Raw genomic sequence first — 23,487 nt, 5'->3', positions numbered from 1 at the left:
GAAAAACTATGAGCAAAGCCAGCAGTGAATTTCAGGCAATCTCCCTCGCCCTTTTGACCGTTTCCGACCGCCGCAGCAAAGAAGACGACACCTCGGGTGAATATCTGCGCGATGCAGCGGTAGAGGCGGGGCATTACGTTTCTGGCCCGCGAAGTCTGCAAGGACAACCTGTACCAGATTCGCGCCGTCGTGTCGCAGTGGATTGCCGACGAACGTATTGGCGCCATTATCGTCAACGGCGGCACCGGTTTTACGGCGGGGGACAATACGCCCGAAGCGCTGAAACCCTTGTTTGATCGCGAAATCGAAGGCTTTGGCGAGCTGTTTCGCATGGTGTCGTTTGAAGATATCGGCACGGCCACTATTCAGTCACGCGCGATAGGCGGCATGGCAAACCAGACGGTCATCTTTGCCGTGCCCGGTTCGACCAATGCCTGCAAACTGGCGTGGGAACAGATAATCTCTTCCCAGCTTGATGCCCGTAATCGTCCGTGTAACTTTATTCCTCACGTAAGAAAATAAAATAACCATGTCTACTCTGACGCATATCAATGCCGCGGGCGAAGCCCATATGGTCGATGTCTCCGGTAAAGCCGAAACGGTGCGTGAAGCCCGCGCCGAAGCCTTTGTCAGCATGGCGGCCAGCACGCTTGCGATGATAGTCGACGGCTCGCACCACAAGGGCGACGTGTTCGCCACCGCGCGCATTGCCGGTATTCAGGCCGCGAAAAAGACTTGGGATCTTATCCCGCTATGTCATCCGCTGTTGCTGACCAAGGTGGAAGTCAGACTCGAGGCCCAGCCGGAGTTCGACCGCGTGCGTATCGAAAGCCTGTGCCGCCTGAGCGGCAAGACGGGCGTCGAGATGGAAGCGCTGACCGCCGCGTCGGTAGCCGCGCTGACCATCTATGACATGTGCAAGGCCGTGCAGAAAGATATGGTGCTGGGGCCGATTCGCCTGCTCGAAAAAGCGGCGGCAAGTCTGGTGACTTCAAGGCGGGCGAATGATCAAGGTGCTGTTTTTTGCTCAGGTTCGTGAGTTGGTCGGCACTGACACTCTCGCGTTGCCCGCCGATTTTTCCACCGTTGAAACTCTGCGCCAGTCGCTGGCGCTGCGCGGTGACCGCTGGGCTTTGGCGCTCGAAGCAGGCAACCTGCTGGTGGCGGTCAATCAGACACTCGTCGAGACGACACATCCCGTTCAGGACGGCGACGAAGTGGCCTTTTTCCCACCGGTCACCGGAGGATAATCCATGCAGGCAACGCGAATTGTGGTCGATGCGGCACCTTTTAGCGTCGGCGACGAGTATCAATGGCTGGCGCAGTCTGAGGCAGACGGCGCGGTCGTCACCTTCACCGGCAAAGTACGCAATCATAATCTGGGCGACAATGTCAGCGCGCTGACGCTCGAACATTATCCCGGCATGACTGAAAAAGCCCTGGCCGACATCGTGGACGACGCGCGTCAACGATGGCCCTTGCAGCGGGTATCGGTGTATCACCGCATCGGCGCGCTCTATCCGGGCGATGAAATCGTGTTCGTCGGCGTTACCAGCGCGCACAGGGGCATGGCGTTCGACGCCACGGAATTTATCATGGACTACCTGAAAACCCGTGCGCCGTTCTGGAAACGCGAGGCCACGGAGCACGGCGATCGCTGGGTTGAGTCGCGAGATACCGACCACACCGCCGCCTCCCGCTGGTCCTCGTCGTCCTGAACGCTATGGCGGCGTTGGCTTCTCTCGTTCGCCCGAATCACTTATTTGTCGTCCTTAATGCTGTGGCGCGCAGTCGTGAATTTTTGTGGTAGGCTTAGATTACCGGTAGGCTGCAATTCAGCCTTGTATTTTTTCCTCCCTGCAAGAGGTAAGCATCATGGATCGATATCCACGTCCCAATGGTTCGATAGTTGAACGCGCAAACAGCGGTATTCAGGCCTATATGGCGCAGGTTTACGGCTGGATGACCTGTGGTTTGCTGCTCACGGCGTTTGTCGCCTGGTATGCATCGCGTTCACCTGCCATCCTCGGTTTTATCTTCTCGAGCCAGATAACCTTTTTCGGTTTGATAATTCTCCAGCTCGCACTGGTCTTTGTCATTTCAGGCATGGTTAACCGCCTGAGCGGAGCGGTCGCGACAGGGCTTTTCATGCTCTATTCGGCGCTGACCGGGCTCACCCTTTCGAGCATCTTCATTGTGTATACCGGCGCTTCCATCGCCAGCACCTTCGTGGTCGCAGGCGGTATGTTCGGCGCGATGAGTGTTTACGGCTATGTCACCAAACGCGATTTAAGTGGCATCGGCAGTCTGCTGTTTATGGCGCTTATCGGGATTGTGCTGGCGTCGCTGGTTAATTTCTGGCTGAAAAGCCCGGCGCTGATGCAGGCAATTTCCTACATCGGTGTGGTGGTGTTTGTGGGCCTGACAGCGTATGACACGCAAAAGCTGAAGAATATGGGCGAGCAGTTGTCTGTTAATGATAAAGAGAACTTCCGCAAATATTCTATCGTTGGCGCGTTGACGCTGTATCTCGACTTTATCAACCTGTTCCTGATGTTGCTGCGTATCTTCGGCAACAGAAGATAACGACGCGTTCAATAAAAAAGGGAGCGGCGAAAGCCTGCTCCCTTTTTTATGTCCACACAGCCTATTTTATTCGCACGCGAGTCGGTATTTTTCGAAAGCTCCACCAGATTTGCGCGGCATTGAGCAGCACAATCAGTGCAGTCACCAGAAACACCCAGCGAAAACCCAGCGCTGCCGACACACCGGATCCAATCAGCGGGCCAATAACGTTGCCGAGATACATAAACGTCTGGTTATAACCGAAGATGCGGCCGGTGACCTGATCGCTGCTGTATTTTACCAGCAGCGCCTGCACGGCGGGCATTAGCGCGCCATCGCCGAAGCCCAGCAGAAAACGCAAAACTCCGAGCTGTACGGGCGTGGTGATCGTCGCCATCAGGCAGAATAAAACGAAACAGAATACCAGCGCGGCGATAAGTACCCGATGAGCGCCGATATGGTCGCCCAGCTTGCCGAGTCTGGGAGCGGCAAGCAGCGCCGAAATGCCGGGCACCGCCGCGATGACGCCGCTCACAAAGGCGATATTGTGGGTGTTATCGGAAAGGTTGCGAATAAACAGGGTCAGAATCGGGCTTATCGAGCCGTTGGCCAACTGGATTATCATGGTGGTGACAAACAGGCTGACCATCAACATTGGATAGGGAAGGGTGGTAAAGACCGCTTTGCCGCTGAGTCGATTGGCCTTGGTGACGGGCACCACGCGCTCTTTGATAAGAAACAGGGTGATAAGAAAACTGATAAACAGCAGGCCGGCGGTGACGAAAAACACCATCCGCAGTCCGAGATGGTCAGCCATGAAACCACCCAGCAAGGGACCGATAATCACGCCGGACACCTGACCGGTCGACAAGGTTCCCAGCGCCCATCCGCTCTTGTCTCGCGGCACCTGCGAGGCAACCAGCGCCATCGCATTCGGAATATAGCCGGAGGTCAGGCCCATCAGGGTACGAAAGATAAACAGCTGCCAGACATTTTGTGCAAATCCCTGCAACACCATGACGATAGCCATGCCGAGTGCCGCGCGCAGCAGCATCAGTTTGCGCCCCTTGCGGTCGGCCAGGCTTCCCCAGAGTGGCGCAACGCAGGCCGAGACCAGAAACGTGCCGCTAAATACCAGCCCTGACCAGATGCTTAGCGCCTCATGGTCATGCACGCCGAGTTGTTCGACATACAGCGGCAGGAAGGGAAGAATTTCGCTCATCGCCAGACCGGTAAAGAAACAGCCAAGCCAGACGGAAATTAAATTGAGTTTCCAGGTTTCCATTATTTTTCGGCGTTGCCTTTAAGATGAAATAGTTAACCTTCGCAAGCATAGCAAGCTAACGCCGGGAGAGGATCACAAAAAGTGGGAACGGCTTCTTTTACAGCTTGAATCATATAAATGCGCGCTGGGTCTCGTTATCTGTTAGAATCCTTCCAACTGGCGCACTGCAGTTTGTGCCGAATCCTCGTGGTAATGCCTCATTTGCCTCGTCTGATCATCCCCTCTTGAAACTGCACCGAACCTGTTCGGGTTAGAGTGGATTGGAGTTTTTCCCTATATGTCATTTGATTCTCTCGGCCTGAGTGCCGACATTCTGCGTGCTGTTGAAGAGCAGGGCTATAATTCACCTACGCCTATCCAGCAGCAGGCTATTCCTGTTGTGCTGCAAGGCCGTGACTTGATGGCCAGCGCGCAAACCGGTACCGGTAAGACCGCTGGTTTTACCCTGCCTGTTTTGCAACTGCTTAGCCAGTCAGCTACGCCGATTAAAGGTCGTCGCCCGGTCCGTGCGCTGATCCTGACCCCCACCCGCGAGCTGGCGGCTCAGATCGGTGAAAACGTGACTGCCTACAGCAAACACCTGAGCCTGCGCTCGCTGGTGGTGTTCGGCGGCGTGAGCATCAATCCTCAGATGATGAAACTGCGCGGCGGCGTCGATATTCTGGTGGCAACACCGGGTCGCCTGCTGGATCTGGAACACCAGAGAGCGGTTGATTTGTCGCAGGTAGAAATTCTGGTTCTGGACGAAGCCGACCGCATGCTGGACATGGGCTTCATTCATGACATCCGCCGCGTGCTGTCGAAGCTGCCTGCCAAGCGTCAGAACCTGCTGTTCTCCGCGACCTTCTCCGACGAGATTAAAGGTTTGGCGAACAAGCTGTTGACCAACCCGACTTCCGTTGAAGTGGCGCGTCGCAACACCGCCTCCACGCAAATCGAGCAGAGCGTTCACTTTGTCGACAAACGTCGTAAAGAGAGCTGCTGTCGCAGATGATTGGCACCGGTAACTGGCAGCAGGTGCTGGTATTTACCCGCACCAAGCATGGCGCCAACCACCTCGCCGAACTGCTGAACAAAGACGGCATCACTGCGGCCGCCATTCACGGCAACAAGAGCCAGGGCGCTCGTACCCGTGCACTGGCCGATTTCAAGGACGGCGGCATTCGCGTGCTGGTTGCAACCGACATCGCGGCGCGTGGTCTGGACATCGACCAGCTGCCACATGTGGTCAACTACGAGCTGCCGAACGTTCCGGAAGACTACGTGCACCGCATCGGTCGTACCGGTCGTGCCGAGTCTACCGGTGAAGCTATCTCGCTGGTCTGCGTCGACGAACATAAACTGCTGCGCGATATCGAGCGTCTGCTGAAGCGTGAAATCCCACGCATCGCGCTGCCGGGCTATGAACCGGACCCGTCCATCAAGGCCGAGCCTATCGTCAACGGACGTCAGGGCAGCGGCGGTCGCGGTGCACCACGTCAAGGAGGCGGCGGTCAACGTTCCGGCGCGCCTCGTCAGGGTGGCAACGGTCAGCGCAGCGGCAACGGCAGCAACGGTTCCGGCGAAAGCCGTCCGGCGCGTCCAAGCCGTGGCAGCGCCGCGCATGCGGGTCAGCGTCGTTCAGGCGCAGGCGCGTCTGCCGGTCGCAGCCGCAAGCCTTCGGGCGAGTAATCACCCAGGCGTGCCGTCAAGCCCTCTTCGGAGGGCTTTTTTGCCTGCAATTCGATACGGCGTGGCGCAAACCACCGCGCGGTCGGCGTCGACCACAAGCAACCATTGCCAAGACTCGGGGTCTGCCCGTATCATTGCGCGTCTTTTTCAAGGGTAGAACGGCTATGCGAGTATTACTGGCTCCGATGGAGGGCGTACTGGATCCTCTGGTGCGCGAGCTTCTCAGCGAAGTGAATGATTACGACCTGTGTATCACGGAGTTTCTGCGTGTGGTCGATCAACTGCTGCCGGTTAAATCCTTCCACCGTCTCTGCCCTGAACTGCTTAACGAAAGCCGCACGCCCTCGGGCACTCTGGTTCGCATACAGTTGCTGGGGCAATATCCGCAGTGGCTGGGTGAAAACGCGGCCCGGGCGGTGGAACTCGGCTCTTGCGGCGTTGATCTGAACTGTGGCTGTCCGTCGAAAACGGTCAACGGCAGCGGCGGGGGCGCGACACTGCTCAAAGACCCCGAACTTATCTATCATGGGGCAAAAGCAATGCGTGAGGCCGTGCCTGCGCATCTGCCGGTCACGGTAAAGGTGCGACTGGGGTGGGATTCGCTGGCACACAGTCTGGAAATCGCCGATGCCGTTCAGCAGGCGGGCGCGACGGAACTCACGGTGCACGGCCGCACCAAGGAAGATGGCTATAAAGCCGAGCGCATCAACTGGCAGGCCATTGGCGAGATTCGTCGGCGGTTGAGCATTCCGGTTATCGCCAACGGAGAAATCTGGGATTATGCCAGCGCGCAGCGCTGTATGCAGGTGACGGGATGCGACGCGGTAATGATTGGCCGTGGCGCGCTGAATGTGCCCAACCTGAGCCGCGTGGTGAAATATAATGAAGCAAAGATGCCGTGGCCGGACGTGATAACTCTCCTGCAGAAATACACCTATCTGGAAAAGCAGGGCGATACCGGGTTGTATCACGTGGCGCGTATCAAGCAGTGGCTGGGGTATTTGCGAAAAGAGTATGACGAAGCGACCGAGGTGTTTACACAGGTGCGTACCCTCAATACCTCAAAAGACATCGCGCTGGCCATTCAAGCGCTATAAAAAAAGCCACCTGCAAGAGGTGGCTTTTTTAATGCAGCAACGATTAGAAATGCGTGTTCAGAGACAGATAGAACGTGCGGCCCGATTCGTTGTAAGTGTTGGCTCCTGCACCGTAAAGATAGGCACCGGTCGTCGCGTTGCCGGTGGTCTGCGCATTGCCTTCACGGTAATGGCGCTTGTCCAGCAGGTTGTCGATGCCAACAGTCACGTCGACATATTTGTTGACGTTGTAGGTTGAGCTTAAGCCAAACAGCGCGTAGGGGCTGACCACCCAGGTTTCGGAGCCGGTAGCATCGGCGCCTTTATAGTTGTACTTCTTCGGTTTCTGCTTGCCGTACCAGGTCATGGTGCCGCTTACAGACCAGTCTTCACGCACCTGCCAGTCCAGCGACGAGTTGATGGTGAATTTCGGGATAACGGACAGATAGTCGTTGGTGGTCTTGTTCACATTCTCGATGTTGTAAGTGAAATTGTTGTGCATGAACACAGATTCACTGATCGGGAAGTTGAGCGTGCCTTCAAGGCCCTGAACCACGGCTTTCGGAACGTTTTCCCACTTGTAGATGTCGGAGGTGCCGTTGTTGTAGACCGGCGCGTAACCCGCTTCAATCTTGTTGTGGTAGTCGTTGCGATAGTAGGTCAGACCGGCCTGAACATCGTTGTGATGATATTCGATGCCAATCTCTTTGTTGACGCTGGTTTCCGCCTTGAGGTCGGAATTACCTTGCAGATAGCACGCACCGGCGCTGGCGTAGCAGCCCTGACCGTTGCTGTACAGCAGATAGTTGGGGTTGGTCTGGTACAGGTTTCGGCGCTTTGTAGGCGCGGGCGATACCCATTTTCAACGTAAAGTCGCTGCCCAGCTCCTGCGAAAGGTTCAGGGAGGGGCTGAAGTTTTTACCGGAAATGGTCTGGTAGTCGAAACGCAGCCCCGGTGTCACGGTGGTGCTATCCGTAACGTCGATATTGTCTTCGGTGAACAGCGAGTAGATATCGGCGGAAGCGTAAGGGCTGCGGCCCGTGCTGGTGATCCCTTCAACGGCACCGCCCTGGGCGGTCTGCGTGTCGGAGATAGGATCTTTCATGGTCTGGTGATTCCACTCGGCCCCGAAGGTCGCCGTCTGCTGGAAGTAGAAATCCAGTGGAATGTTGACTTCAGTGTGTGCATTGACATCACTGAGATCAATCGTGGAATAACCCAGATTGGTCGGGCTGAAAATCCCTTCGGTGCCGCCTGCCAACCCTTCGTTCAGACGCTTGTTGCGGGTGCGCTCGTACTGAATGTAGTTGGTGGTGGAGACGCCGTTGTCCCACGCGCCGGTATGTTTCAGGCTCAGCGTTTGACGGTACAGCACGTTGGTTTCTTTGCCGTAGTTTGCCGTCACCAGCGCATTGCTGTTGGTGTTCTGGGTATCGCCCGCATACAGGTTGCCCTGACGGCTAAAGCCTGCGGTCAGTTCGAGTGACTGCATCGGCATGAATTCCCAGCGCAACACGCCGGTAATATCTTTGTTTTTAACCCCTTCGCGCCCTGCAGGTACAGTGCCTGCATAGGCACCGGTGCGCTCGGCTTCATGACCCTGATTGATAAACTCGGCATCGGCCTGGGTTTTGCTCCAGCCACCGTAAAGTTTGAAAGTCAGGTTGTCAGTAATGCCGCCTGAAAGGCTGGCGTTGTAACGATGGGTCGCGCCTTCGCTTTTATGCTCCGGCACATCGTAGTAGGTGTTGAATGCGCCGTGCAGGTCCTGCGTGGTCGGTTTGGTGATGATGTTGATAACACCACCTGCGGCACCGCTGCCGTAGCGTGCCGCAGCAGGTCCACGGATAACCTGGATGCTTTGCACCATCTCCGGCGGAACCCAGTTGGTATCGCCGCGGCTGTCACGCTCGCCGCGCCAGCCGTAGCGCACGGCATTCTTGCTGCTGACCGGCATGCCGTCGACCAGCACCATGGTGTTTTCCGGTCCCATACCGCGAATGTCTATCTGACGGTTGTTGCCGCGCTGACCGCTGGTGGAGTTACCGGTCAGGTTAACGCCCGGCATGGTACGAATAATTTCGGAAAGGTCACGCGCGGGTGGGTGTTTCTTGATTTGCGATTCGTCGATGACGGACACGCCCGGTGCCTGTAGCGTCTGCTGCTGGGCAGTAACGGTCAGCGTATCGCCGCTCTCTTTTTCTGGCTGTTTTTTAGTCTTGGCGGCGGTTTTTGTATCGGAATCTTTAACAGGAGTGGCGGTGTCGGCCTGAGAAAACGCGGGAAGCAGCAGGCTGAACGAGGTCACGGAAAACAGCGTGACCTTGGTATAGAACAGAATATTTTTCATAGTGTTGCTGGACCATTCCGTAGCTGATAAGAAGTGTGGCTGTGTAACCTAAAAACTTTTTATAAAAGGTGAATTAATGCGCGTGAGAATGCTATCAATAACGATTCTCGTTATCAATGCAAATGTCTGTAGAGTTTTGCGCTTTTACCTCCCCGAATAGGTAAGGTTTAAGTAAGGAAGTATGTCTGGATGTGTTGTGAGGATTTTTATTGCGAGCCGTGACGGAAATAAATAAGAAGAAACGGTTACAGGCGACGCAAAATGCGACAGTGAGATGAAATATGCATTAATGGTATTACCGCTTCGGTGATTTTTATTGTAATAAGATTAAATGCAGCCTAACTCAGAGACGATCGGTGACTATCGCCCATAACGCTTTCCCCAGGGATTTCACGCTCCATAAATATGGCCTGTTCCTTATTCTGCTTGTTGCGGCGGTATGCCTGTGTCTGCCGACCGGTAGCACGCAGGCCGCCGTAGCGCCTCCGCTTGGTGTGGTGCTGCCCGTGACCGATTGTTCGGATCTGGCAGATGTCGACCTTTCGGCCATTGGCGGCGCGGGCAGCAAAGTAGCCTCGGTGAGAGAAGTCGCCAAGGGCGACATCTTTTGCGAAGTCAAAGGCATGCTTAAACCCAGCATCAATTTTACCGTTCTGCTGCCGCTTAACAGCTGGACGCAGCGCTTTCTACAGGTTGGCTGTGGCGGCCTGTGTGGACAAATCCAGCTGCAACTCGACGGCGCGGCGGGTTGTGCGCCCCTGGAAACCAGCGGTTTCGTCATTGCCGCAACCGACATGGGACATAAAACCGGCGAGGCCGATTTCGGCAATAATCCCCAAAAACGGCGCGACTTTGCCTATCGCGGCGTTCACTTGACCGCTGTCGCCACCAAATTGCTGATCAACACCTTCTATGGCCGCAGCGCCAGATTTTCCTATTTCAGCGGATGTTCGGACGGCGGGCGCGAGGGATTGGCCGAGGCGCAGCGCTATCCCACCGAGTTCAACGGCATTATTGCGGGTGCGCCCGCCATGAATTTTCAGGTACAGAAGGCGATTTATCACGGCTGGCAGGCTCAGTCCAACACCGACGCCAACGGCAATGCCATTATCACTTCGCGCCAGTTGCCGCTGATTCATCAGGCGGTGCTGGCGCAGTGCGATGCGAGAGACGGACAGGTCGATGGCTTGCTGGCTGACCCTCAAAACTGCCATTTTGATCCGTCGGTGCTGAGCTGCAACAAGATAACGGAAGACAGCGAAGCGGGGCAAAACTGTTTAACGGATGCCCAAATCGGTGCGCTGCGCAAAATTTACGATGGGCCGAGAGACGTTAAAACCGGTCAGCGGCTCGCCGTGGGGGGCCGATGCCCGGTTCTGAATTGGCATGGTCCGGAATATTCGTGCCGAAAAAGGCCGGAGATCTCAATTACAGTCAGGGCGTGGCGCTCTCCACGTTGAAATATCTCAACTACGAAAAGAATCCGCCGTCGACGTATACTCTGAAAGAGATGACATTTACCCAGCAAACCCTCACCGATCTCGAGAAACTGCATCCTCTCTATGATGCCACCAACTCTGATCTGCGGGCGTTCTACGCCGCCGGTGGCAAGCTGATTCTGTGGCACGGCTGGGCAGATCCAAGTATTTCGCCCCTCAACACCCTGGCTTATCATCAGGCCATGGCGCAAAGCATGGGGCTTGAAACCCGGCAAAAGTTCGAGCGTCTTTACATGATGCCTGCGGTTTATCACTGTTCATTGGGCGAGGGGCCCAGTCTGGTGGATTTTCTGACGCCGATGCTAAATTGGGTCGAGCAGGGCGTGGCACCGGATAGCCTCATCAGTTATCAGGCGGTGACAGTGCAAAAGAAATTAACCAGCAAACCGCTACAGGGAGATATGAGGCTGGTGACGATTCCGCAGGGTGCCGCGTCGCGTCCGCTTTTCCCCTATCCTGATTACGCGGTATACAGCGGAAAGGGCGACGTCAACGCTGCCGCCAGTTATCTGCGAAAACGACAGGCGGTGATACCGGCAAGTTATCCGTGGCTCGGTGAAAAACTGTTTAACGCTTACCCCTTCATCAATTAACTCGATGACAAACGGCCTGCATGAACAGGCCGTTTCGGTTCGCCGTTTCCTTAATCTTCTTCTGTGTTGAAAGTGTTCACTTACCGGCAATCCCCCAGCACATCTGCCGTCGTGACAGACTTTGTCACAAATGCCCAAAGTAAATCTGGGTGCGCAGAACACGCACCTCCCTTATAATTCGCCGGCAGTCTCCGTCGCTCCATTAACAACAACCTTTTTAGATACAGAGCAATGCATGTGAAAATCCGTCTTTTGGTACTGAGCTTTTTAGCCCTGAATGCAAGCATGATGATGCCCGTAGATGCCCTGGCAAATAGCAGGACTCCACCGGCTGTTGCTCCTCTCGTTCAAATCGCTTCCGGCAGCGCCATGGTGGTTGACCTAAACAGCCACGAAGTGATTTATTCGCGCGATCCCGATCAGGTCAGGCCGATTGCCTCCCTGACAAAACTCATGACCGCGATGGTCACGCTCGACGCCAAACAACCGCTCGATGAAGTGATCTCGGTAGATATCCATAACACCAAAGAGATGCGCGGCGTGTTTTCCCGCGTCAAGGTCAACAGCGAAATCACACGTCGCCAGATGATTCAGCTGGCGCTGATGTCTTCCGAAAACCGCGCGGCGGCCAGTCTGGCGGCGCACTATCCGGGCGGCTATGATGCGTTTATTCGCGCCATGAATGCCAAGGCCCGAGCACTTGGCATGACTCACACGCGTTATGTCGAGCCGACCGGCCTGTCATTGAATAACGTTTCGACGGCCCGCGATTTGACCCGTTTACTGATGGCCACGCGCATGTATCCCTTGATGGGCGAACTCAGCACCACGCAGGAAAAAACCGCCGTTTTCAGTCATCCTGCCTATGCGTTGCCGTTTAGAAACACCAACCATCTGATCATGAATAACAAGTGGAGTATTCAGCTTACCAAAACGGGTTATACGGATGAGGCGGGGCATTGTCTGGCGATGCGCACCATCATCAACGGTAAACCTGTGACGCTGGTGGTTCTGGATGCTTTCGGCAAGTTTACCGCCTTTGCCGACGCCTCGCGTTTGCGTACCTGGATGGAAACAGGCAAGAGTGTGCCGGTGCCGCAAATCGCCAAGGTCTATCGCAAGGAGAAAGATCAGCAGCGCACCGAAACCTACGGTGGAACAAGCCGCAGATTAAAGGCCATCCAATACAGGCTGCCATTAAAAAGCCCGCCCGGCACATCTCGATGCCGGGCGGGCTTTGTTGCGAATAAGTTTGCTCCCGACACCGCGGGACGATAGCGTTAGAAAATCAGTTTAAACACGCCGGTCAGGGTCAGCAGGCCCACGATAAAGATGATGGCAATAATCCATAGAAAAATTTTCATGTTCTCTCCTTAAAAGATGCGATTTAGAACAGCCATCGCTAACTCAATGATGTTCTTCCTTTAAGTATAGTCACTGTCTCCGAAAACGCTTTTCTTCAACAGTTTTTCTTATTGATTCATGCTCGTTAATCACGTTCACATCTTCCGTTTCCCGGTTTCAGGCGGATAACTTTCACGATTTATGACGTGTTTCACAAAGTGGCGGGAGCGTCTTGCCGGTGAAACGGGCACCTCTGCCAGCACGCGCTATACTTGGTCATAAGGTCGCCATCTTTTCGCTCTGCCACCATCCATTTTTGCAGAGTTAAAGGAATAAATTCTGGCCGCTGGGGGCGACCGTCAGCGCGCAAGGGGGTGTATCATGGTAAATCATGTCTGGGGACTTCTGTCACATCCAGGTCCCGAATTAAAACGTATTCAACGTGAACATGAATCGGTTTCTCACGTCTATTCACATCATGTCTTGCTGATGGCACTCATTCCGGTCGTGTGTTCCTTTATAGGAACCACACAGGTCGGCTGGAATTTTGGCGATGGTCAACAACTCCAAATCTCTTTGCTGACAGCGGCTTCCATCGCAGCAGCCTTTTACGTATTAATCCTTTGTGCCGTCGCGGTAATGGGGCGAATCATCTATTGGATGGCGCGTCGGTATGAAAGTCGGCCCAGTCTGAACAGCTGTATCGTGTTCGCCGGTTATGTTGCAACGCCGATGTTCCTGAGCGGGATTGTCGCGCTGTATCCACTGGTTTGGCTGTGCCTGTTTGTCGGCCTGATAGGCCTGTGTTACAGCGGTTATCTGCTGTATTTGGGCATCCCCAACTTCCTCGAGATTGACCACAGAGAGGGCTTTCTGTTTTCCAGTTCGACGTTAGCTATGGGCGTACTGGTTCTGGAGTTCCTGCTGGCGGTCACCGTTATCATGTGGGGATATGGTTCACGTTTATTCTAAAGGAGGAAAAGGTATCAACGCATTGACAAAGCAGCATTAAATCCCCGTTGGACACGAGTCTGGCGGGGATTTTTTCTTTTGTGTTTCAATAAGACGTCCTTTTTCCCGTCATTATTCAGCCATCAAAGCATCATTTATCTGTCACAGTTTTCGCGCTTAATGGACCCCAGAATCTGTAAGCAACGGAGACAGCATCATGGCGCAAGCTCGGCTCAGGCTGGCACAGGCTGAATATCCTCACGCCCGGCCACAGCATCAAAATAAAGTACTGGACGTAAAAGGGCTGGTGAAATCCTATAAATCCGGCTTGCGCGTACTGAATAATCTCAGTTTCGAACTGCATGCCGGTGAGTTTGTCGCCGTGATAGGCCGTTCCGGCGCAGGGAAATCTACCTTGCTGCATGTCCTCAATGGCACCCTTTCTCTGAGTGAGGGCAGTGTGGTCTGTCATTACGATAACGGCGAGAAACAGGAGTTGGCCGGGTTGACCGGCAAGGCGCTACGCCGTTGGCGTGCAGGCTGCGGCATGATTTTTCAGGATTTTTGTCTGGTTCCCCGGCTGGATGTGCTGACGAATGTCCTGCTTGGCCGTTTAAGCCAGACATCTACCTTGCGGTCATTCTTTAATCAATTCAATGATGAAGACCGCGCCCGCGCCATTTCTCTGCTCGACTGGCTGCACATGCTGCCGCATGCGCTGCAACGCGCCGAAAATCTTTCGGGGGGCAGATGCAGCGTGTGGCGATTTGCCGTGCGTTGATGCAGAACCCGAAAATTTTGCTCGCCGATGAACCCGTTGCCTCGCTGGACCCCAAAAATACGCTGCGCATTATGACCGCCCTCAAAAAGGTCAGCGAAGATAATATCGCGGTGATGGTGAACCTGCATTCAGTGGAACTGGTAAAAGATTTCTGCACCCGTGTTATCGGTATCGCGCACGGCGAAATTATTTACGATGGTCATCCGGATTTGCTGACCGACACGATATTGCATCAGTTGTACGGTGAAGAGAATGAAGCCGTTCATGCCTGATGGCGAAAAAATTATTCAGGACGCCAGGGAAGGTGTGGCGATGTTATCCATAAATAAAATCTCTTTATTTCCTTTAATCAATCCACTCAAGGTTGCGCTTACATGAAGAAGCTATTACGTCTGGCGGTATTTGTTGCGGGTTCACTGACAGCGGTTAATATCCTGGCCGCCGAGGCACCTAAAGAATTAAATTTAGGAATCCTTGGCGGTCAGAATGCGACCCAGCAAATCGGCGATAATATGTGTGTAAAAACGTTCTTTGACAAAGAACTCAACGTCGACACCAAATTACGTAATTCTTCGGATTATTCAGGCGTTATTCAGGGACTGCTTGGCGGAAAGGTCGATGTGGTATTAAGCATGTCGCCGTCCTCTTTCGCCTCGGTATATCTTAATAACCCGAAAGCGGTAGATATCGCCGGAATTGTCGTGGATGACACCGATCAGTCACGCGGTTATCACTCCGTGGTGGTTGTCAAAGCCGACAGCCCTTATAAAAAGCTGGAAGACCTGAAAGGCACGGCGTTTGGTTTTGCGGATCCGGATTCGACCTCGGGTTATCTCATTCCCAACGCCGCGTTCAAGAAGATGTTTGGCGGCTCGACCGATGATAAATATAACGGTTTCTTCTCCAGCACCACGTTTTCAGGCGGTCATGAGCAGGACATTCTCGGCGTAATCAATGGTCAATTTGCCGGTGCCGTCGCCTGGGCGTCGATGATTGGTGACCGCGAGACCGGTTATACCTCGGGCGCGTTTACCCGCATGATGCGCATGGGGCATCCTGATTTAATGAAACAGCTGCGCATTATCTGGGAGTCGCCGTTGATTCCAAACGGTCCCATTCTGGTCAGTAATTCGATGCCGGCCGATTTCAAAGCCAAAGTCGTGGCCGCAATTCATAAGCTGGATAAAGACGATCACGCGTGTTTTGTCAAAGCCGTAGGCGGCAAACAGCATATTGGTACGGCGACCCTGGCCGACTACCAGCAGATAATCGATATGAAAAAAGAGCTGACTCAGGGCGGGCGTTAATTTCCGCCGCGCATCAGGGCCGGAAAGGGAACAGACATTCTCTTTCCGGCCCATACTGTCAGTCCCGCTACCGACCGTGGAAGCCTTATTTTGAATACAGAATTTCATCATTATTATCAGCAGGTACGCAGTCGGCAAAAGCGCGAGGCGCTGATATGGTCTGGCTTGATGATAGTCCTCTATTTATGGGCGGGAAGTATTTCCGAACTTAATATCAAAACCGTGATAATCAATGCGCCGCATTTCTTTGACTATATTGGTCAAACGGTGCCAACATTGCATTTTTCCGACTTGTTTGCCGACAGCCATACCAAAGGTTCCTTTGCCTATTGGGGTTATCGATTAAATATCCAGCTGCCCCTGATTTGGGAAACCATTCAACTCGCTTTTTCTTCGACCATTCTGTCGACACTGCTTTCCGTGGTGCTCGCCTTTATCGCTGCCAATAATACGGATTCACCGAAATGGCTGAAATTCGGCGTGCGCACCTGTGTGGCTTTTCTGCGCACCATGCCGGAACTGGCTTGGGCGGTAATGTGCGTAATGGCCTTTGGCGTGGGCGCCATCCCCGGTTTTATTGCCTTGACGCTGCATACCGTCGGCAGTCTGACCAAACTGTTTTACGAGTCGATTGAAACGGCTTCCGACAAGCCGGTGCGCGGCCTCAAGGCCTGCGGTGCGGGTCGTCTTCAGAGAATGCGCTATGCACTTTGGCCTCAGGTTCAGCCTATTTTTCTCTCCTACAGCTTTATGCGTCTCGAGATAAACTTCCGCCAGTCAACGATTCTCGGGCTGGTGGGCGCAGGTGGAATAGGGCAGGAGCTGATGACCTCGATCAAACTCGATCGTTATGATCAGGTCAGTATGACCTTGCTGCTGATTATTCTGGTCGTCTCCCTCATGGATTTTGCCTCCGGCAAACTTCGTAAACGTGTTGTAGAAGGAACCTTCTGATGCTGACAGAGCCGTTGTCCCCCGCTGGCGTCGCGACTATCAGACAGCAACATCCTCATCTCTTCGCCGCCCGCCGCCGCGCTCTGCGACTGCTCGGGCTGTCTGCCTTGCTGGTTCTGGTCTATTACCTGCTGTTTTTCCGTTTTTACGGCATTCCTTTCGGCCAGTTTACGCACGGCTGCGCCGAGATCGGTCAATATTTCCTGCGCATGTTTGTCTGGCAGAATTTCTCCGAATGGCCGTTTGCCTACTACTTTATGCAGATTGCCATTACGCTGGCGATTGTATTTGCGGGCACGGTGACGGCAGCTTTTCTGGCGCTGCCGCTGTCATTCCTTGCCGCGCGTAATGTCATGTCGACGCCCACTCTGCGCCCGATTTCGCTCGTCGTTCGCCGGATAATGGATATATTGCGTGGGTTGGATATGGCCATCTGGGGCCTGATTTTCGTGCGTGCTGTCGGAATGGGGCCGCTGGCGGGCGTGCTGGCGATTATCATGCAGGACCTGGGCCTGCTCGGAAAACTGTTCGCCGAGGGGCATGAAGCGGTCGAGCGTTCTCCCAGCCGTGGTCTGCGGGCGTTGGGCGCGAATCCGCTGCAAACTCATCGTTTCGGTATCTTTACCCAATCGTTTCCGACTTTTCTGGCGCTGTCACTTTACCAGATAGAATCGAACACGCGTTCGGCGGCGGTGCTGGGATTTGTCGGGGCGGGTGGCGTCGGGCTGGTGTATGCGGAGAATATGCGTCTATGGAATTGGGACGTGGTGATGTTTATCACCCTGATTCTGGTCGCCATTGTCATGACGATGGATAAAATCTCTTCGCAGCTGCGGGCAAAATACATCGTGGGCAAGGAGATTGAACTGTATGAGTCTCAGGAAGCGAAACGGCCCAAAATGGCGCTGTTCCGCCCTGAGTGAAGGCTTTTGACCCCCTTTTCCCCGTCAGTCTCGGCGGGGAAAGAGGGCAGGTGGAGAGGCGCTAAAAGGATTTCTCCACCGGGCAATCAGGACTTGGCAGTCAGAACGACCAGTTTCTGATTAACGAACTCTTTGATACCCAAATCGGAAAGCTCACGACCAAAGCCCGAACGTTTCACCCCGCCGAACGGCAATTCCGGCGCGGTATCGGTTAACGAGTTGACGTACACCATCCCCGTTTCAATCTTGGTTGCCAGTTTACGCGCACGCGTCATGTCGCGGGTAAACAGCGCACCGCCGAGGCCATAATGAGAATCGTTGGCCAGTTTCACCAGCTCCTCGTCATTTTTAACCACGTAGAACCGGGCGACCGGACCGAAGAACTCTTCGAAGTAGGCCGGATTGTCGCGGTTGATGCCGGTCAAGATAGTGGCCGGGTAGAAATTACCCGCGTTGTCTTTCACCGGTTCGCCGCCGAGATGCACTTTAGCGCCGTGCTTGACCGCGTCCTGCACCTGTTTAGTCAGGGTTTTCAGGGCGTCGGCGGAAGAGAGCGGGCCGAGTGTGGTGTTGCTGTCCAGCGGATCGCCAATTTTCAGGGCGCTCAGATGTTCGGTGAATTTTTTCAGGAATTCGTCCGCCACTTTTTCGTGAACGATAAAGCGTTTGGCTGCCGTACAGACCTGACCGGCGTTGGAAACGCGAGCCTGCGCACCGACTTTGGCGGCGTGGTCGATATCGGCATCTTCCAGCACGGCAAAGATATCGTTACCGCCGAGTTCCAGAGTGGATTTTTTCAGCTTGCCAGCGGCGCGGGAGGCCACCACGGCACCGGCTTTTTCGGAGCCGGTCAGTGCAACACCCTGAACGCGATCGTCGTCGATGATGTTGGAGACCTGATCCTGCGAAATAAATAGGTTGGTGTAGGCCCCTTTGGGCGCGCCCGCTTCGGTAATCAGTTTCTCGAACGTTTCCGCCGCGTGCGGCACAATGCTGGCATGTTTGACCAATACGCTGTTACCGGCGGCCAGATTCGGTGCCAGTACGCGAATCAGCTGGTAGAACGGGAAGTTCCACGGCTCAACCGCCATGATGACGCCAATCGGGCTATGTTCTACCCAGGCCTCACCCAGCTCGGACTTGTAAGGCACAGGTTTGAGAAACGCTTCGGCGTTTTCTGCGTAATATTTGGCAATGTCCGCTGTCAGCTGAACCTCGGCACGGCTTTGACCAATGAGTTTCCCCATTTCGGTACTGATACCTTCCGCCAGTTCATCGACGCGTGAAGAGATGATCTCCGACAGCTTGTGCAGAACCTGCAATCGCGGTTGGATATCGCCCTGCGCCCAGTCGGATTTGTAGAGCTGATGAGCCGTTTCCAGAGCCTGTTCTACCTGCTGATCGTTATGTGTTTGATATTCTTTGATTAGCTTGTTGTTGAACGGATTAATGGTTTGATAAGGCATGAATTGCTCCTTGTTTTGCCACCCACCGCACCTTTTTAGTGTTGGCGCGCCGGGCATGAATTGAGGTGCGTTAATCAGCTTTTGCTGCGGCTGAAAGAGTAAGCATAGTCGACTGCGTCACATTTTTTGAGCTTTGGCTGCGGTTTACCAAACTTTTCGTTGGACACATTTGTACATAGCTGCTTAAACGTTAAGGAGAAAACTGCCGATTGATTGCCGGACCAATCGCTTCTATTCTGAATCCCCCTAACCTGTTCGAGACAGCAATGAAACTCTCCGCCATTCCTTTTTGTACTACCGACTGGAACACCGTCGAACCGACCCGTCATCCAGGCGATTCCGGCTTTGCACTCTGGCGCACCCAACACTTCGGCGATGCGGCAAACCCTGTCCGCGTGAGAATCGTCGAGTATTCGGCTGGATATCTGGCCGACCACTGGTGTGAAAAGGGCCATGTCCTGTTTTGTCTCGAAGGTGAACTGCATACCCGGCTTGCCGACGGCCGTAGCTTTATATTGAAACCCGGTATGAGTTATCAGGTGGCCGACAACGCCGAAGCGCACCAGTCCGCCACGCCGATTGGGGCAAAACTCTTTATCGTCGATTAATCAATTCGGTAGGGTCGTCGGGTGGCCACAGGGCAGCATGAAGGAGCATCAAGTGAATAAATTACGCGTAGGTATTATCTTTGGCGGCAAGTCCTCGGAGCATGAGGTGTCGCTGCAATCCGCCCGCAATATTGTCGACGCAATGGACACGTCGCGATTCGACGTCACCCTGCTCGGCATCGACAAGCAGGGCGAATGGCATATCAACGACGCCAGCAACTATCTTGTCAATGCCGAAAATCCGGCGTTGATCGCGCTAAACCGCTCCAGTCAGCAGGTCGCGCTGATTCCCGGTCTGGAAAAAATCAGCTGATCGACACGCAGAATGCGCACGCGATGTCCCAACTCGACGTGATTTTCCCGATTGTGCACGGCACGCTGGGTGAAGACGGTTCCTTGCAGGGCCTGCTTAGGATGGCGAATATTCCCTACGTCGGTTCCGGTGTGCTTGGCTCGGCGGTGTGCATGGACAAAGACGTCACCAAACGTCTGCTGCGCGATGCCGGACTCAGCGTCGCGCCGTTTGTCAGCCTGACTCGCCGCACGCGCGCCAGGATATCCTTTGACGAGGTAGTGGAGCAACTCGGCCTGCCGCTGTTTGTTAAACCGGCCAATCAGGGCTCGTCCGTAGGCGTCAGCAAGGTCAAAGATCGCGCCGCCTTTGAGCGGGCGCTGGACGACGCTTTCAGCTACGACCACAAAGTCTTGGTGGAGTCGGCCATTAAAGGTCGGGAAATCGAGTGTGCCGTTCTTGGCAACGATAATCCCGAGGCTAGCACGTGCGGAGAAGTGATTCTTCAGGACGAGTTCTACTCATACGATACCAAGTACATCAACGAGCAGGGCGCTTCCGTTGCCATACCTGCCGATCTCCCGTTTGAGGTAAACGCGCGGATTCAGGCGATCGCGATTCAGGCCTTCAAGGCACTGGAATGTCGCGGACTGGCACGGGTTGATGTCTTTCTGACGCCAGAAGGGGAGGTAGTGATTAACGAGGTAAATACGTTGCCCGGTTTTACCAATATCAGCATGTATCCAAAACTGTGGGCGGCAAGTGGGCTGGATTACACTTCGCTCATCACGCGCCTTGTGGAGTTGGCGCTTGAACAGCACGAACAGGACAGCCAGCTAAAAAGCGTGCACTGATTGATTCTGCAAAAGGCAGACACGAAAAAGGCGGCCAATGCCGCCTCTTCTGCCTGATGCTGTCTACCTTATTTGTAGATTTCAGCGGTACCGTAAAGATGGTTGTCACCACCGGCAGCCACGATGCGGTAAGAGCTTGCCCCTTCCTGCGCGGCTTTGGCAGCCAGTTTGCCTTGCAGCGTACCCAGGTCGTTACCGTTGGTTGATGCGCTTACGGTACCGATGCTCTGTGCGCCAGTTGGGGCCATACCCACTTCGGTCGCCGCAAAAGTGGCAAATGAAGCGGAAGTCAGTGCGATAACGGCGAATGCTTTAGTCAGGTTTTTCATAATATTTTCCTCGATTTTACGTTGCCAAATTTCGGTGACGACATTTTTTGTCGTTCGCTTGTGAAATTTGAGCCTCAATAAACTTCTGTCCGATTCACAATGTCCGCCTTATCGGGTCGGTTCATTGCGTTTACCCTTACAACATGTTTTACAACAAATGATGCCAACGCTCTAAAAGGACGGCGAAATCTTATTTATAGATTTCAGCGGTACCGTAAAGATGGTTGTCACCACCGGCTGAAACGATGCGGTAAGAACTTGCACCTTGCTCGGCAGCTTTAGCGGCCAGTTTGCCCTGCAGGGTGCTCAGGTCGTTACCGTTGGTTGCTGCGCTCACGGTACCGATGCTCTGTGCGCCAGTTGGGGCCATACCTACTTCGGATGCAGCAAAAGTGGCGAAAGAAGCGGAAGTCAGGGCGATAACGGCAAATGCTTTAGTTAATGTTTTCATGATTTTATTTCCTGTTCTCTTGAGCCGGGAGTATGTACCGGACTGATATTTAATTGGCGGCGATAAAGTTATCGTTCGTTAACTAAATACTAGGCTTTACTGAAGTCCGATGCAACGTGTTTATTTAATAATCGTTAACTTATTGTGCTAAACGTCTTTGATGCTTATTTGTAGATTTCAGCCGTACCGTACAGATGGTTATCACCACCCGCAGCGACGATGCGATAAGAACTTGCACCCTGCTCGGCGGCTTTGGCAGCCAGTTTGCCCTGCAATGTGCTCAGGTCATTACCGTTGGTGGCTGCGCTCACGGTACCGATGCTTTGTGCGCCGGTAGGTGCCATACCCACTTCGGTAGCTGCGAAGGAAGCGAATGAAGCGGTTGTCAGGGCGATGACGGCAAATGCTTTAGTGATGTTTTTCATGATGCGTTCCTCATTAATTTGTTAACTGAACCTGCGTTCTATCGAGTTCAGTGGTTGATTTCTGTTCGTCGTTATTAATTAACGTTCGATAAGTAAATGATAGGCGTTGATCAGAATCTGTGCAATACATTTCTTTATTAATCGTTAACTAATTGTGCGATCTTTTTAATCCTGTCTTTTCAACATCCGGGAATCAATAACGTGAAGTACAGCGGATTTGCAGACATGAAAAAGGCGGCCAGTGCCGCCTCTTCTTCAACTCGAACTGCCGGGCTTATTTATAGATTTCTGCGGTACCGTAAAGATGATTTTCACCACCCGCCGAGATGATACGGTAAGAACTGGCTCCTTCCTGTGCGGCTTTGGCCGCCAGTTTGCCTTGCAGCGTAGACAGGTCATCGGTATTGGTAGAAGCGCTGACAACCCCTGCACTATGCTGTCCGCCTGGTGCCATTGAAACTTCGGTGGCTGCCAGAGTGGCAAATGAAGCGGAGGTCAGGGCGATAACGGCAAAAGCTTTAGTCAGGGTTTTCATAATAGCTTCCTCAATTAATGGAATGAGCCGGGCACACGGTCTGCTGGGGCTCACGAGATGTATCTGGTCGTTGTGATGATTACTTAACAGTTGATAACTTAATGTTAGAGCCTGATCACATTCCGTGCAAGTCATTTAAATATTAATCGTTAACTTATTGTGCGGATCGTTGCAGAGCTTGTTGCCCACCCGCTTATTTATACAGCTCGGCAGTACCATGCAGATGATTGTCGCCCGACGCTGAAATGATACGGAATGAACTTGCTCCGGCTTCGTCGGCTTTGGCATTCAAATTACGTTCAAGGCTTGAGAGATCATTGCTGGACGTGGCCGAGATCACGCCAATTTTTTGCGCATGATCTGGCGCCTGGGTCACTTCGGTTGCAGCCAGTGAAGAGAAAGACGCCGTTGCCAAGGTCAACGCCGCAAAAATCAGGGTCAGGTTTTTCATGATGTGTCGCCTCTATAAAGTTTAAAGCTTGAATTCAGATGCGTAACGTTATTAGTTAACGTTCGATAAACAAATAATATGCCTGCACTTCACCCTTGGCAATTTATTTTATTATCAATCGTTAACTTAATGTGCTGCGGGAAGGTAACCTGATGAACCGTAAGGGAAATTTAAACCCTCATGATAAGAAGTTGGCTGGCAGGAAACGAGACAGGCAGGAAAGGCCTTAACAGTTGCGAGGTCAAAACATCATCAATGCGTTGTTGTTAACTTGTTAAAAGTGAGTGCTTTTTTCATTAAAGTGCAATGGTTATTCAATATAATCATTCGGATTTTGCGTTAATAAAGTTTATTTTAATAGCCGCTAATAAATTCTTGAGGTCGTGGAGGAGGGGTGTTAAAAAGAAGACGGCATCAATGTGCCGCCCTCGTTTTTTTCTGCTTCCAGCGTGTCATGCGCAATCAATAGTAGATAGCGGATGGCGCATTGTTACTGGCAGAAGGTGCCGGTGGAATGGTCGGTGAACGGGTGTTGCCCGGACGAACGGGTTTCCTGTTCAGGGTACCGCGCGGCGGTTGTACGACATTGCTGTCGCCCGTCACGTTAACCATCGCAACTTCCTGAGTCTGAATCGGCATCAAGAAGGTCTGCTGTGCGGCGACTTGGGTAACCGGTACAGCGGTAAGTGCCATGACTGCAAGAATCAATTTGATGTTTCTCATGATGTTACGTCCTGATTAACTCGTTTAAAACTGCTGCATATTCCGTTGGGAAA

The 23,487-nt window shown here is 53.5% G+C and carries 23 protein-coding genes and 5 pseudogenes; 18 read left to right on the top strand and 10 right to left on the bottom strand.

Translation table 11 applies throughout. From position 1 onward, the window contains the following. Positions 1 to 8: 8 nt before the first annotated feature. From moaB to O1V66_RS11835, 5 genes and pseudogenes are all read left to right on the top strand, one after another. Positions 9 to 522 (top strand): annotated as a pseudogene (gene moaB, locus O1V66_RS11855) (molybdenum cofactor biosynthesis protein B). A gap of 7 nt (positions 523 to 529) precedes the next feature. Next, positions 530 to 1,008 (top strand): annotated as a pseudogene (gene moaC / locus O1V66_RS11850) (cyclic pyranopterin monophosphate synthase MoaC). Beyond that, positions 1,005 to 1,250, top strand: coding sequence for a molybdopterin synthase sulfur carrier subunit (moaD, locus tag O1V66_RS11845; RefSeq protein WP_045046250.1), 246 nt, complete (start codon positions 1,005 to 1,007; stop codon positions 1,248 to 1,250). The pseudogene moaC and the gene moaD overlap by 4 nt, the downstream one beginning before the upstream one ends. A gap of 3 nt (positions 1,251 to 1,253) precedes the next feature. Next, the gene (gene moaE / locus O1V66_RS11840) at positions 1,254 to 1,718 is read left to right on the top strand and encodes a molybdopterin synthase catalytic subunit MoaE (protein WP_045046251.1); all 465 of its coding nucleotides are present in this window, start codon (positions 1,254 to 1,256) and stop codon (positions 1,716 to 1,718) included. Positions 1,719 to 1,875: 157 nt separating this feature from the next. Then, complete coding sequence (locus O1V66_RS11835; protein ID WP_045046252.1) at positions 1,876 to 2,586, top strand: Bax inhibitor-1/YccA family protein; 711 nt, start codon at positions 1,876 to 1,878, stop codon at positions 2,584 to 2,586. 61 nt (positions 2,587 to 2,647) lie between these two features. Here O1V66_RS11835 and O1V66_RS11830 read toward each other — a convergent pair whose 3' ends face one another. Then, positions 2,648 to 3,850 carry a multidrug efflux MFS transporter gene (locus O1V66_RS11830; RefSeq protein ID WP_045046253.1) on the bottom strand — a complete coding sequence of 401 codons (1,203 nt, stop codon included), beginning with the start codon at positions 3,848 to 3,850 and terminating at the stop codon, positions 2,648 to 2,650. A gap of 277 nt (positions 3,851 to 4,127) precedes the next feature. On the opposite strand from O1V66_RS11830, the pseudogene rhlE reads away from it, so the two are divergent. Together rhlE and dusC are read left to right on the top strand one after the other, a co-directional pair. After that, a pseudogene (gene rhlE, locus O1V66_RS11825) lies at positions 4,128 to 5,521 on the top strand (ATP-dependent RNA helicase RhlE). A 164-nt stretch (positions 5,522 to 5,685) separates the two neighbouring features. Continuing rightward, on the top strand, positions 5,686 to 6,618 hold the full coding sequence (gene dusC, locus O1V66_RS11820) for a tRNA dihydrouridine(16) synthase DusC (RefSeq protein ID WP_045046255.1): 933 nt from the start codon (positions 5,686 to 5,688) through the stop codon (positions 6,616 to 6,618). A gap of 43 nt (positions 6,619 to 6,661) precedes the next feature. Here dusC and O1V66_RS11815 read toward each other — a convergent pair. Beyond that, positions 6,662 to 8,948 (bottom strand): annotated as a pseudogene (locus O1V66_RS11815) (TonB-dependent siderophore receptor). Between the two features lie 356 nt (positions 8,949 to 9,304). On the opposite strand from O1V66_RS11815, the gene O1V66_RS11810 reads away from it, so the two are divergent. From O1V66_RS11810 to pbpG, 3 genes are all read left to right on the top strand, one after another. Further along, positions 9,305 to 10,408 carry a tannase/feruloyl esterase family alpha/beta hydrolase gene (locus O1V66_RS11810; RefSeq protein ID WP_269127525.1) on the top strand — a complete coding sequence of 368 codons (1,104 nt, stop codon included), beginning with the start codon at positions 9,305 to 9,307 and terminating at the stop codon, positions 10,406 to 10,408. Beyond that, the gene (locus O1V66_RS11805; protein WP_269127524.1) at positions 10,351 to 11,040 is read left to right on the top strand and encodes a tannase/feruloyl esterase family alpha/beta hydrolase; all 690 of its coding nucleotides are present in this window, start codon (positions 10,351 to 10,353) and stop codon (positions 11,038 to 11,040) included. Before O1V66_RS11810 ends, O1V66_RS11805 begins: the two co-directional genes overlap by 58 nt. A 231-nt stretch (positions 11,041 to 11,271) precedes the next feature. Then, positions 11,272 to 12,318, top strand: coding sequence for a D-alanyl-D-alanine endopeptidase (pbpG, locus tag O1V66_RS11800; protein ID WP_269127523.1), 1,047 nt, complete (start codon positions 11,272 to 11,274; stop codon positions 12,316 to 12,318). Between the two features lie 2 nt (positions 12,319 to 12,320). Here pbpG and O1V66_RS22000 read toward each other — a convergent pair whose 3' ends face one another. Further along, a complete protein-coding gene (locus O1V66_RS22000) occupies positions 12,321 to 12,404 on the bottom strand; it encodes a small membrane protein YohP (protein WP_442976089.1) in 84 nt (27 codons plus the stop codon). Positions 12,405 to 12,765: 361 nt separating this feature from the next. Here O1V66_RS22000 and O1V66_RS11795 point away from each other — a divergent pair, with 361 nt between their 5' ends. The 5 genes and pseudogenes from O1V66_RS11795 to phnE (O1V66_RS11775) all read left to right on the top strand — a co-directional run bounded on the left by O1V66_RS11795 (position 12,766) and on the right by phnE (O1V66_RS11775) (position 17,300). Continuing rightward, positions 12,766 to 13,356 (top strand): Yip1 family protein, encoded by a 591-nt coding sequence (locus tag O1V66_RS11795; RefSeq protein ID WP_045046258.1) that lies wholly within the window; start codon positions 12,766 to 12,768, stop codon positions 13,354 to 13,356. Between the two features lie 196 nt (positions 13,357 to 13,552). Then, a pseudogene (gene phnC, locus O1V66_RS11790) lies at positions 13,553 to 14,388 on the top strand (phosphonate ABC transporter ATP-binding protein). 102 nt (positions 14,389 to 14,490) lie between these two features. Then, the gene (gene phnD / locus O1V66_RS11785) at positions 14,491 to 15,423 is read left to right on the top strand and encodes a phosphonate ABC transporter substrate-binding protein (protein WP_045046260.1); all 933 of its coding nucleotides are present in this window, start codon (positions 14,491 to 14,493) and stop codon (positions 15,421 to 15,423) included. A 90-nt stretch (positions 15,424 to 15,513) separates the two neighbouring features. Beyond that, complete coding sequence (phnE, locus tag O1V66_RS11780; protein ID WP_045046261.1) at positions 15,514 to 16,377, top strand: phosphonate ABC transporter, permease protein PhnE; 864 nt, start codon at positions 15,514 to 15,516, stop codon at positions 16,375 to 16,377. After that, a complete protein-coding gene (gene phnE, locus O1V66_RS11775) occupies positions 16,377 to 17,300 on the top strand; it encodes a phosphonate ABC transporter, permease protein PhnE (protein WP_045046262.1) in 924 nt (307 codons plus the stop codon). The genes phnE (O1V66_RS11780) and phnE (O1V66_RS11775) overlap by 1 nt, the downstream gene beginning before the upstream one ends. A gap of 86 nt (positions 17,301 to 17,386) precedes the next feature. On the opposite strand, the gene O1V66_RS11770 is transcribed toward phnE (O1V66_RS11775), so the two are convergent. Then, positions 17,387 to 18,823 (bottom strand): NAD-dependent succinate-semialdehyde dehydrogenase, encoded by a 1,437-nt coding sequence (locus O1V66_RS11770; RefSeq protein ID WP_269127519.1) that lies wholly within the window; start codon positions 18,821 to 18,823, stop codon positions 17,387 to 17,389. Between the two features lie 209 nt (positions 18,824 to 19,032). Here O1V66_RS11770 and O1V66_RS11765 point away from each other — a divergent pair, with 209 nt between their 5' ends. Genes O1V66_RS11765 through ddlA form a run of 3 tightly spaced genes read left to right on the top strand, consistent with a single transcriptional unit; the run spans position 19,033 to position 20,520 of the window. Beyond that, the gene (locus O1V66_RS11765; RefSeq protein WP_045046853.1) at positions 19,033 to 19,374 is read left to right on the top strand and encodes a DHCW motif cupin fold protein; all 342 of its coding nucleotides are present in this window, start codon (positions 19,033 to 19,035) and stop codon (positions 19,372 to 19,374) included. A 52-nt stretch (positions 19,375 to 19,426) separates the two neighbouring features. Beyond that, positions 19,427 to 19,687, top strand: coding sequence for a hypothetical protein (locus O1V66_RS11760; RefSeq protein ID WP_269127517.1), 261 nt, complete (start codon positions 19,427 to 19,429; stop codon positions 19,685 to 19,687). Beyond that, the gene (gene ddlA / locus O1V66_RS11755; RefSeq protein ID WP_269127514.1) at positions 19,570 to 20,520 is read left to right on the top strand and encodes a D-alanine--D-alanine ligase; all 951 of its coding nucleotides are present in this window, start codon (positions 19,570 to 19,572) and stop codon (positions 20,518 to 20,520) included. Before O1V66_RS11760 ends, ddlA begins: the two co-directional genes overlap by 118 nt. A 68-nt stretch (positions 20,521 to 20,588) precedes the next feature. Here the strand turns inward: ddlA and bhsA (O1V66_RS11750) are convergent, their stop codons facing one another. The 6 genes from bhsA (O1V66_RS11750) to O1V66_RS11725 form a co-directional block, all read right to left on the bottom strand. Beyond that, the gene (gene bhsA, locus O1V66_RS11750; protein WP_045046265.1) at positions 20,589 to 20,849 is read right to left on the bottom strand and encodes a multiple stress resistance protein BhsA; all 261 of its coding nucleotides are present in this window, start codon (positions 20,847 to 20,849) and stop codon (positions 20,589 to 20,591) included. A 190-nt stretch (positions 20,850 to 21,039) separates the two neighbouring features. Then, positions 21,040 to 21,300 (bottom strand): multiple stress resistance protein BhsA, encoded by a 261-nt coding sequence (gene bhsA / locus O1V66_RS11745; RefSeq protein WP_045046266.1) that lies wholly within the window; start codon positions 21,298 to 21,300, stop codon positions 21,040 to 21,042. A gap of 164 nt (positions 21,301 to 21,464) precedes the next feature. Continuing rightward, positions 21,465 to 21,725, bottom strand: coding sequence for a multiple stress resistance protein BhsA (bhsA, locus tag O1V66_RS11740; RefSeq protein ID WP_045046267.1), 261 nt, complete (start codon positions 21,723 to 21,725; stop codon positions 21,465 to 21,467). Between the two features lie 274 nt (positions 21,726 to 21,999). Beyond that, a complete protein-coding gene (bhsA, locus tag O1V66_RS11735) occupies positions 22,000 to 22,260 on the bottom strand; it encodes a multiple stress resistance protein BhsA (RefSeq protein ID WP_045046268.1) in 261 nt (86 codons plus the stop codon). A gap of 193 nt (positions 22,261 to 22,453) precedes the next feature. Beyond that, positions 22,454 to 22,711: a multiple stress resistance protein BhsA gene (bhsA, locus tag O1V66_RS11730; RefSeq protein WP_045046269.1), complete on the bottom strand. Its 258-nt coding sequence runs from the start codon at positions 22,709 to 22,711 to the stop codon at positions 22,454 to 22,456. Positions 22,712 to 23,173: 462 nt separating this feature from the next. Further along, positions 23,174 to 23,434: a hypothetical protein gene (locus O1V66_RS11725; RefSeq protein ID WP_045046270.1), complete on the bottom strand. Its 261-nt coding sequence runs from the start codon at positions 23,432 to 23,434 to the stop codon at positions 23,174 to 23,176. Positions 23,435 to 23,487 lie beyond the last annotated feature (53 nt).

The sequence above is a fragment of the Rouxiella chamberiensis genome, from assembly GCF_026967475.1.
Classification (GTDB): domain Bacteria; phylum Pseudomonadota; class Gammaproteobacteria; order Enterobacterales; family Enterobacteriaceae; genus Rouxiella; species Rouxiella chamberiensis.
The sequence above is the reverse complement of the archived record's forward strand: the minus strand, read 5'-3'. Positions and strand labels throughout refer to the sequence as shown.

What these genes read in the sequence shown, in the direction of transcription:
- moaD (WP_045046250.1), top strand. Translation starts at nt 1,005, where the DNA reads ATGATCAAGGTGCTGTTTTTTGCTCAGGTTCGTGAGTTGGTCGGCACT.
- moaE (WP_045046251.1), top strand. Translation starts at nt 1,254, where the DNA reads ATGCAGGCAACGCGAATTGTGGTCGATGCGGCACCTTTTAGCGTCGGC.
- O1V66_RS11835 (WP_045046252.1), top strand. Translation starts at nt 1,876, where the DNA reads ATGGATCGATATCCACGTCCCAATGGTTCGATAGTTGAACGCGCAAAC.
- O1V66_RS11830 (WP_045046253.1), bottom strand. Translation starts at nt 3,850, where the DNA reads ATGGAAACCTGGAAACTCAATTTAATTTCCGTCTGGCTTGGCTGTTTC.
- dusC (WP_045046255.1), top strand. Translation starts at nt 5,686, where the DNA reads ATGCGAGTATTACTGGCTCCGATGGAGGGCGTACTGGATCCTCTGGTG.
- pbpG (WP_269127523.1), top strand. Translation starts at nt 11,272, where the DNA reads ATGCATGTGAAAATCCGTCTTTTGGTACTGAGCTTTTTAGCCCTGAAT.
- O1V66_RS22000 (WP_442976089.1), bottom strand. Translation starts at nt 12,404, where the DNA reads ATGAAAATTTTTCTATGGATTATTGCCATCATCTTTATCGTGGGCCTG.
- O1V66_RS11795 (WP_045046258.1), top strand. Translation starts at nt 12,766, where the DNA reads ATGGTAAATCATGTCTGGGGACTTCTGTCACATCCAGGTCCCGAATTA.
- phnD (WP_045046260.1), top strand. Translation starts at nt 14,491, where the DNA reads ATGAAGAAGCTATTACGTCTGGCGGTATTTGTTGCGGGTTCACTGACA.
- phnE (WP_045046262.1), top strand. Translation starts at nt 16,377, where the DNA reads ATGCTGACAGAGCCGTTGTCCCCCGCTGGCGTCGCGACTATCAGACAG.
- O1V66_RS11770 (WP_269127519.1), bottom strand. Translation starts at nt 18,823, where the DNA reads ATGCCCGGCGCGCCAACACTAAAAAGGTGCGGTGGGTGGCAAAACAAG.
- O1V66_RS11765 (WP_045046853.1), top strand. Translation starts at nt 19,033, where the DNA reads ATGAAACTCTCCGCCATTCCTTTTTGTACTACCGACTGGAACACCGTC.
- ddlA (WP_269127514.1), top strand. Translation starts at nt 19,570, where the DNA reads ATGGCATATCAACGACGCCAGCAACTATCTTGTCAATGCCGAAAATCC.
- bhsA (WP_045046265.1), bottom strand. Translation starts at nt 20,849, where the DNA reads ATGAAAAACCTGACTAAAGCATTCGCCGTTATCGCACTGACTTCCGCT.
- bhsA (WP_045046266.1), bottom strand. Translation starts at nt 21,300, where the DNA reads ATGAAAACATTAACTAAAGCATTTGCCGTTATCGCCCTGACTTCCGCT.
- bhsA (WP_045046267.1), bottom strand. Translation starts at nt 21,725, where the DNA reads ATGAAAAACATCACTAAAGCATTTGCCGTCATCGCCCTGACAACCGCT.
- bhsA (WP_045046268.1), bottom strand. Translation starts at nt 22,260, where the DNA reads ATGAAAACCCTGACTAAAGCTTTTGCCGTTATCGCCCTGACCTCCGCT.
- bhsA (WP_045046269.1), bottom strand. Translation starts at nt 22,711, where the DNA reads ATGAAAAACCTGACCCTGATTTTTGCGGCGTTGACCTTGGCAACGGCG.
- O1V66_RS11725 (WP_045046270.1), bottom strand. Translation starts at nt 23,434, where the DNA reads ATGAGAAACATCAAATTGATTCTTGCAGTCATGGCACTTACCGCTGTA.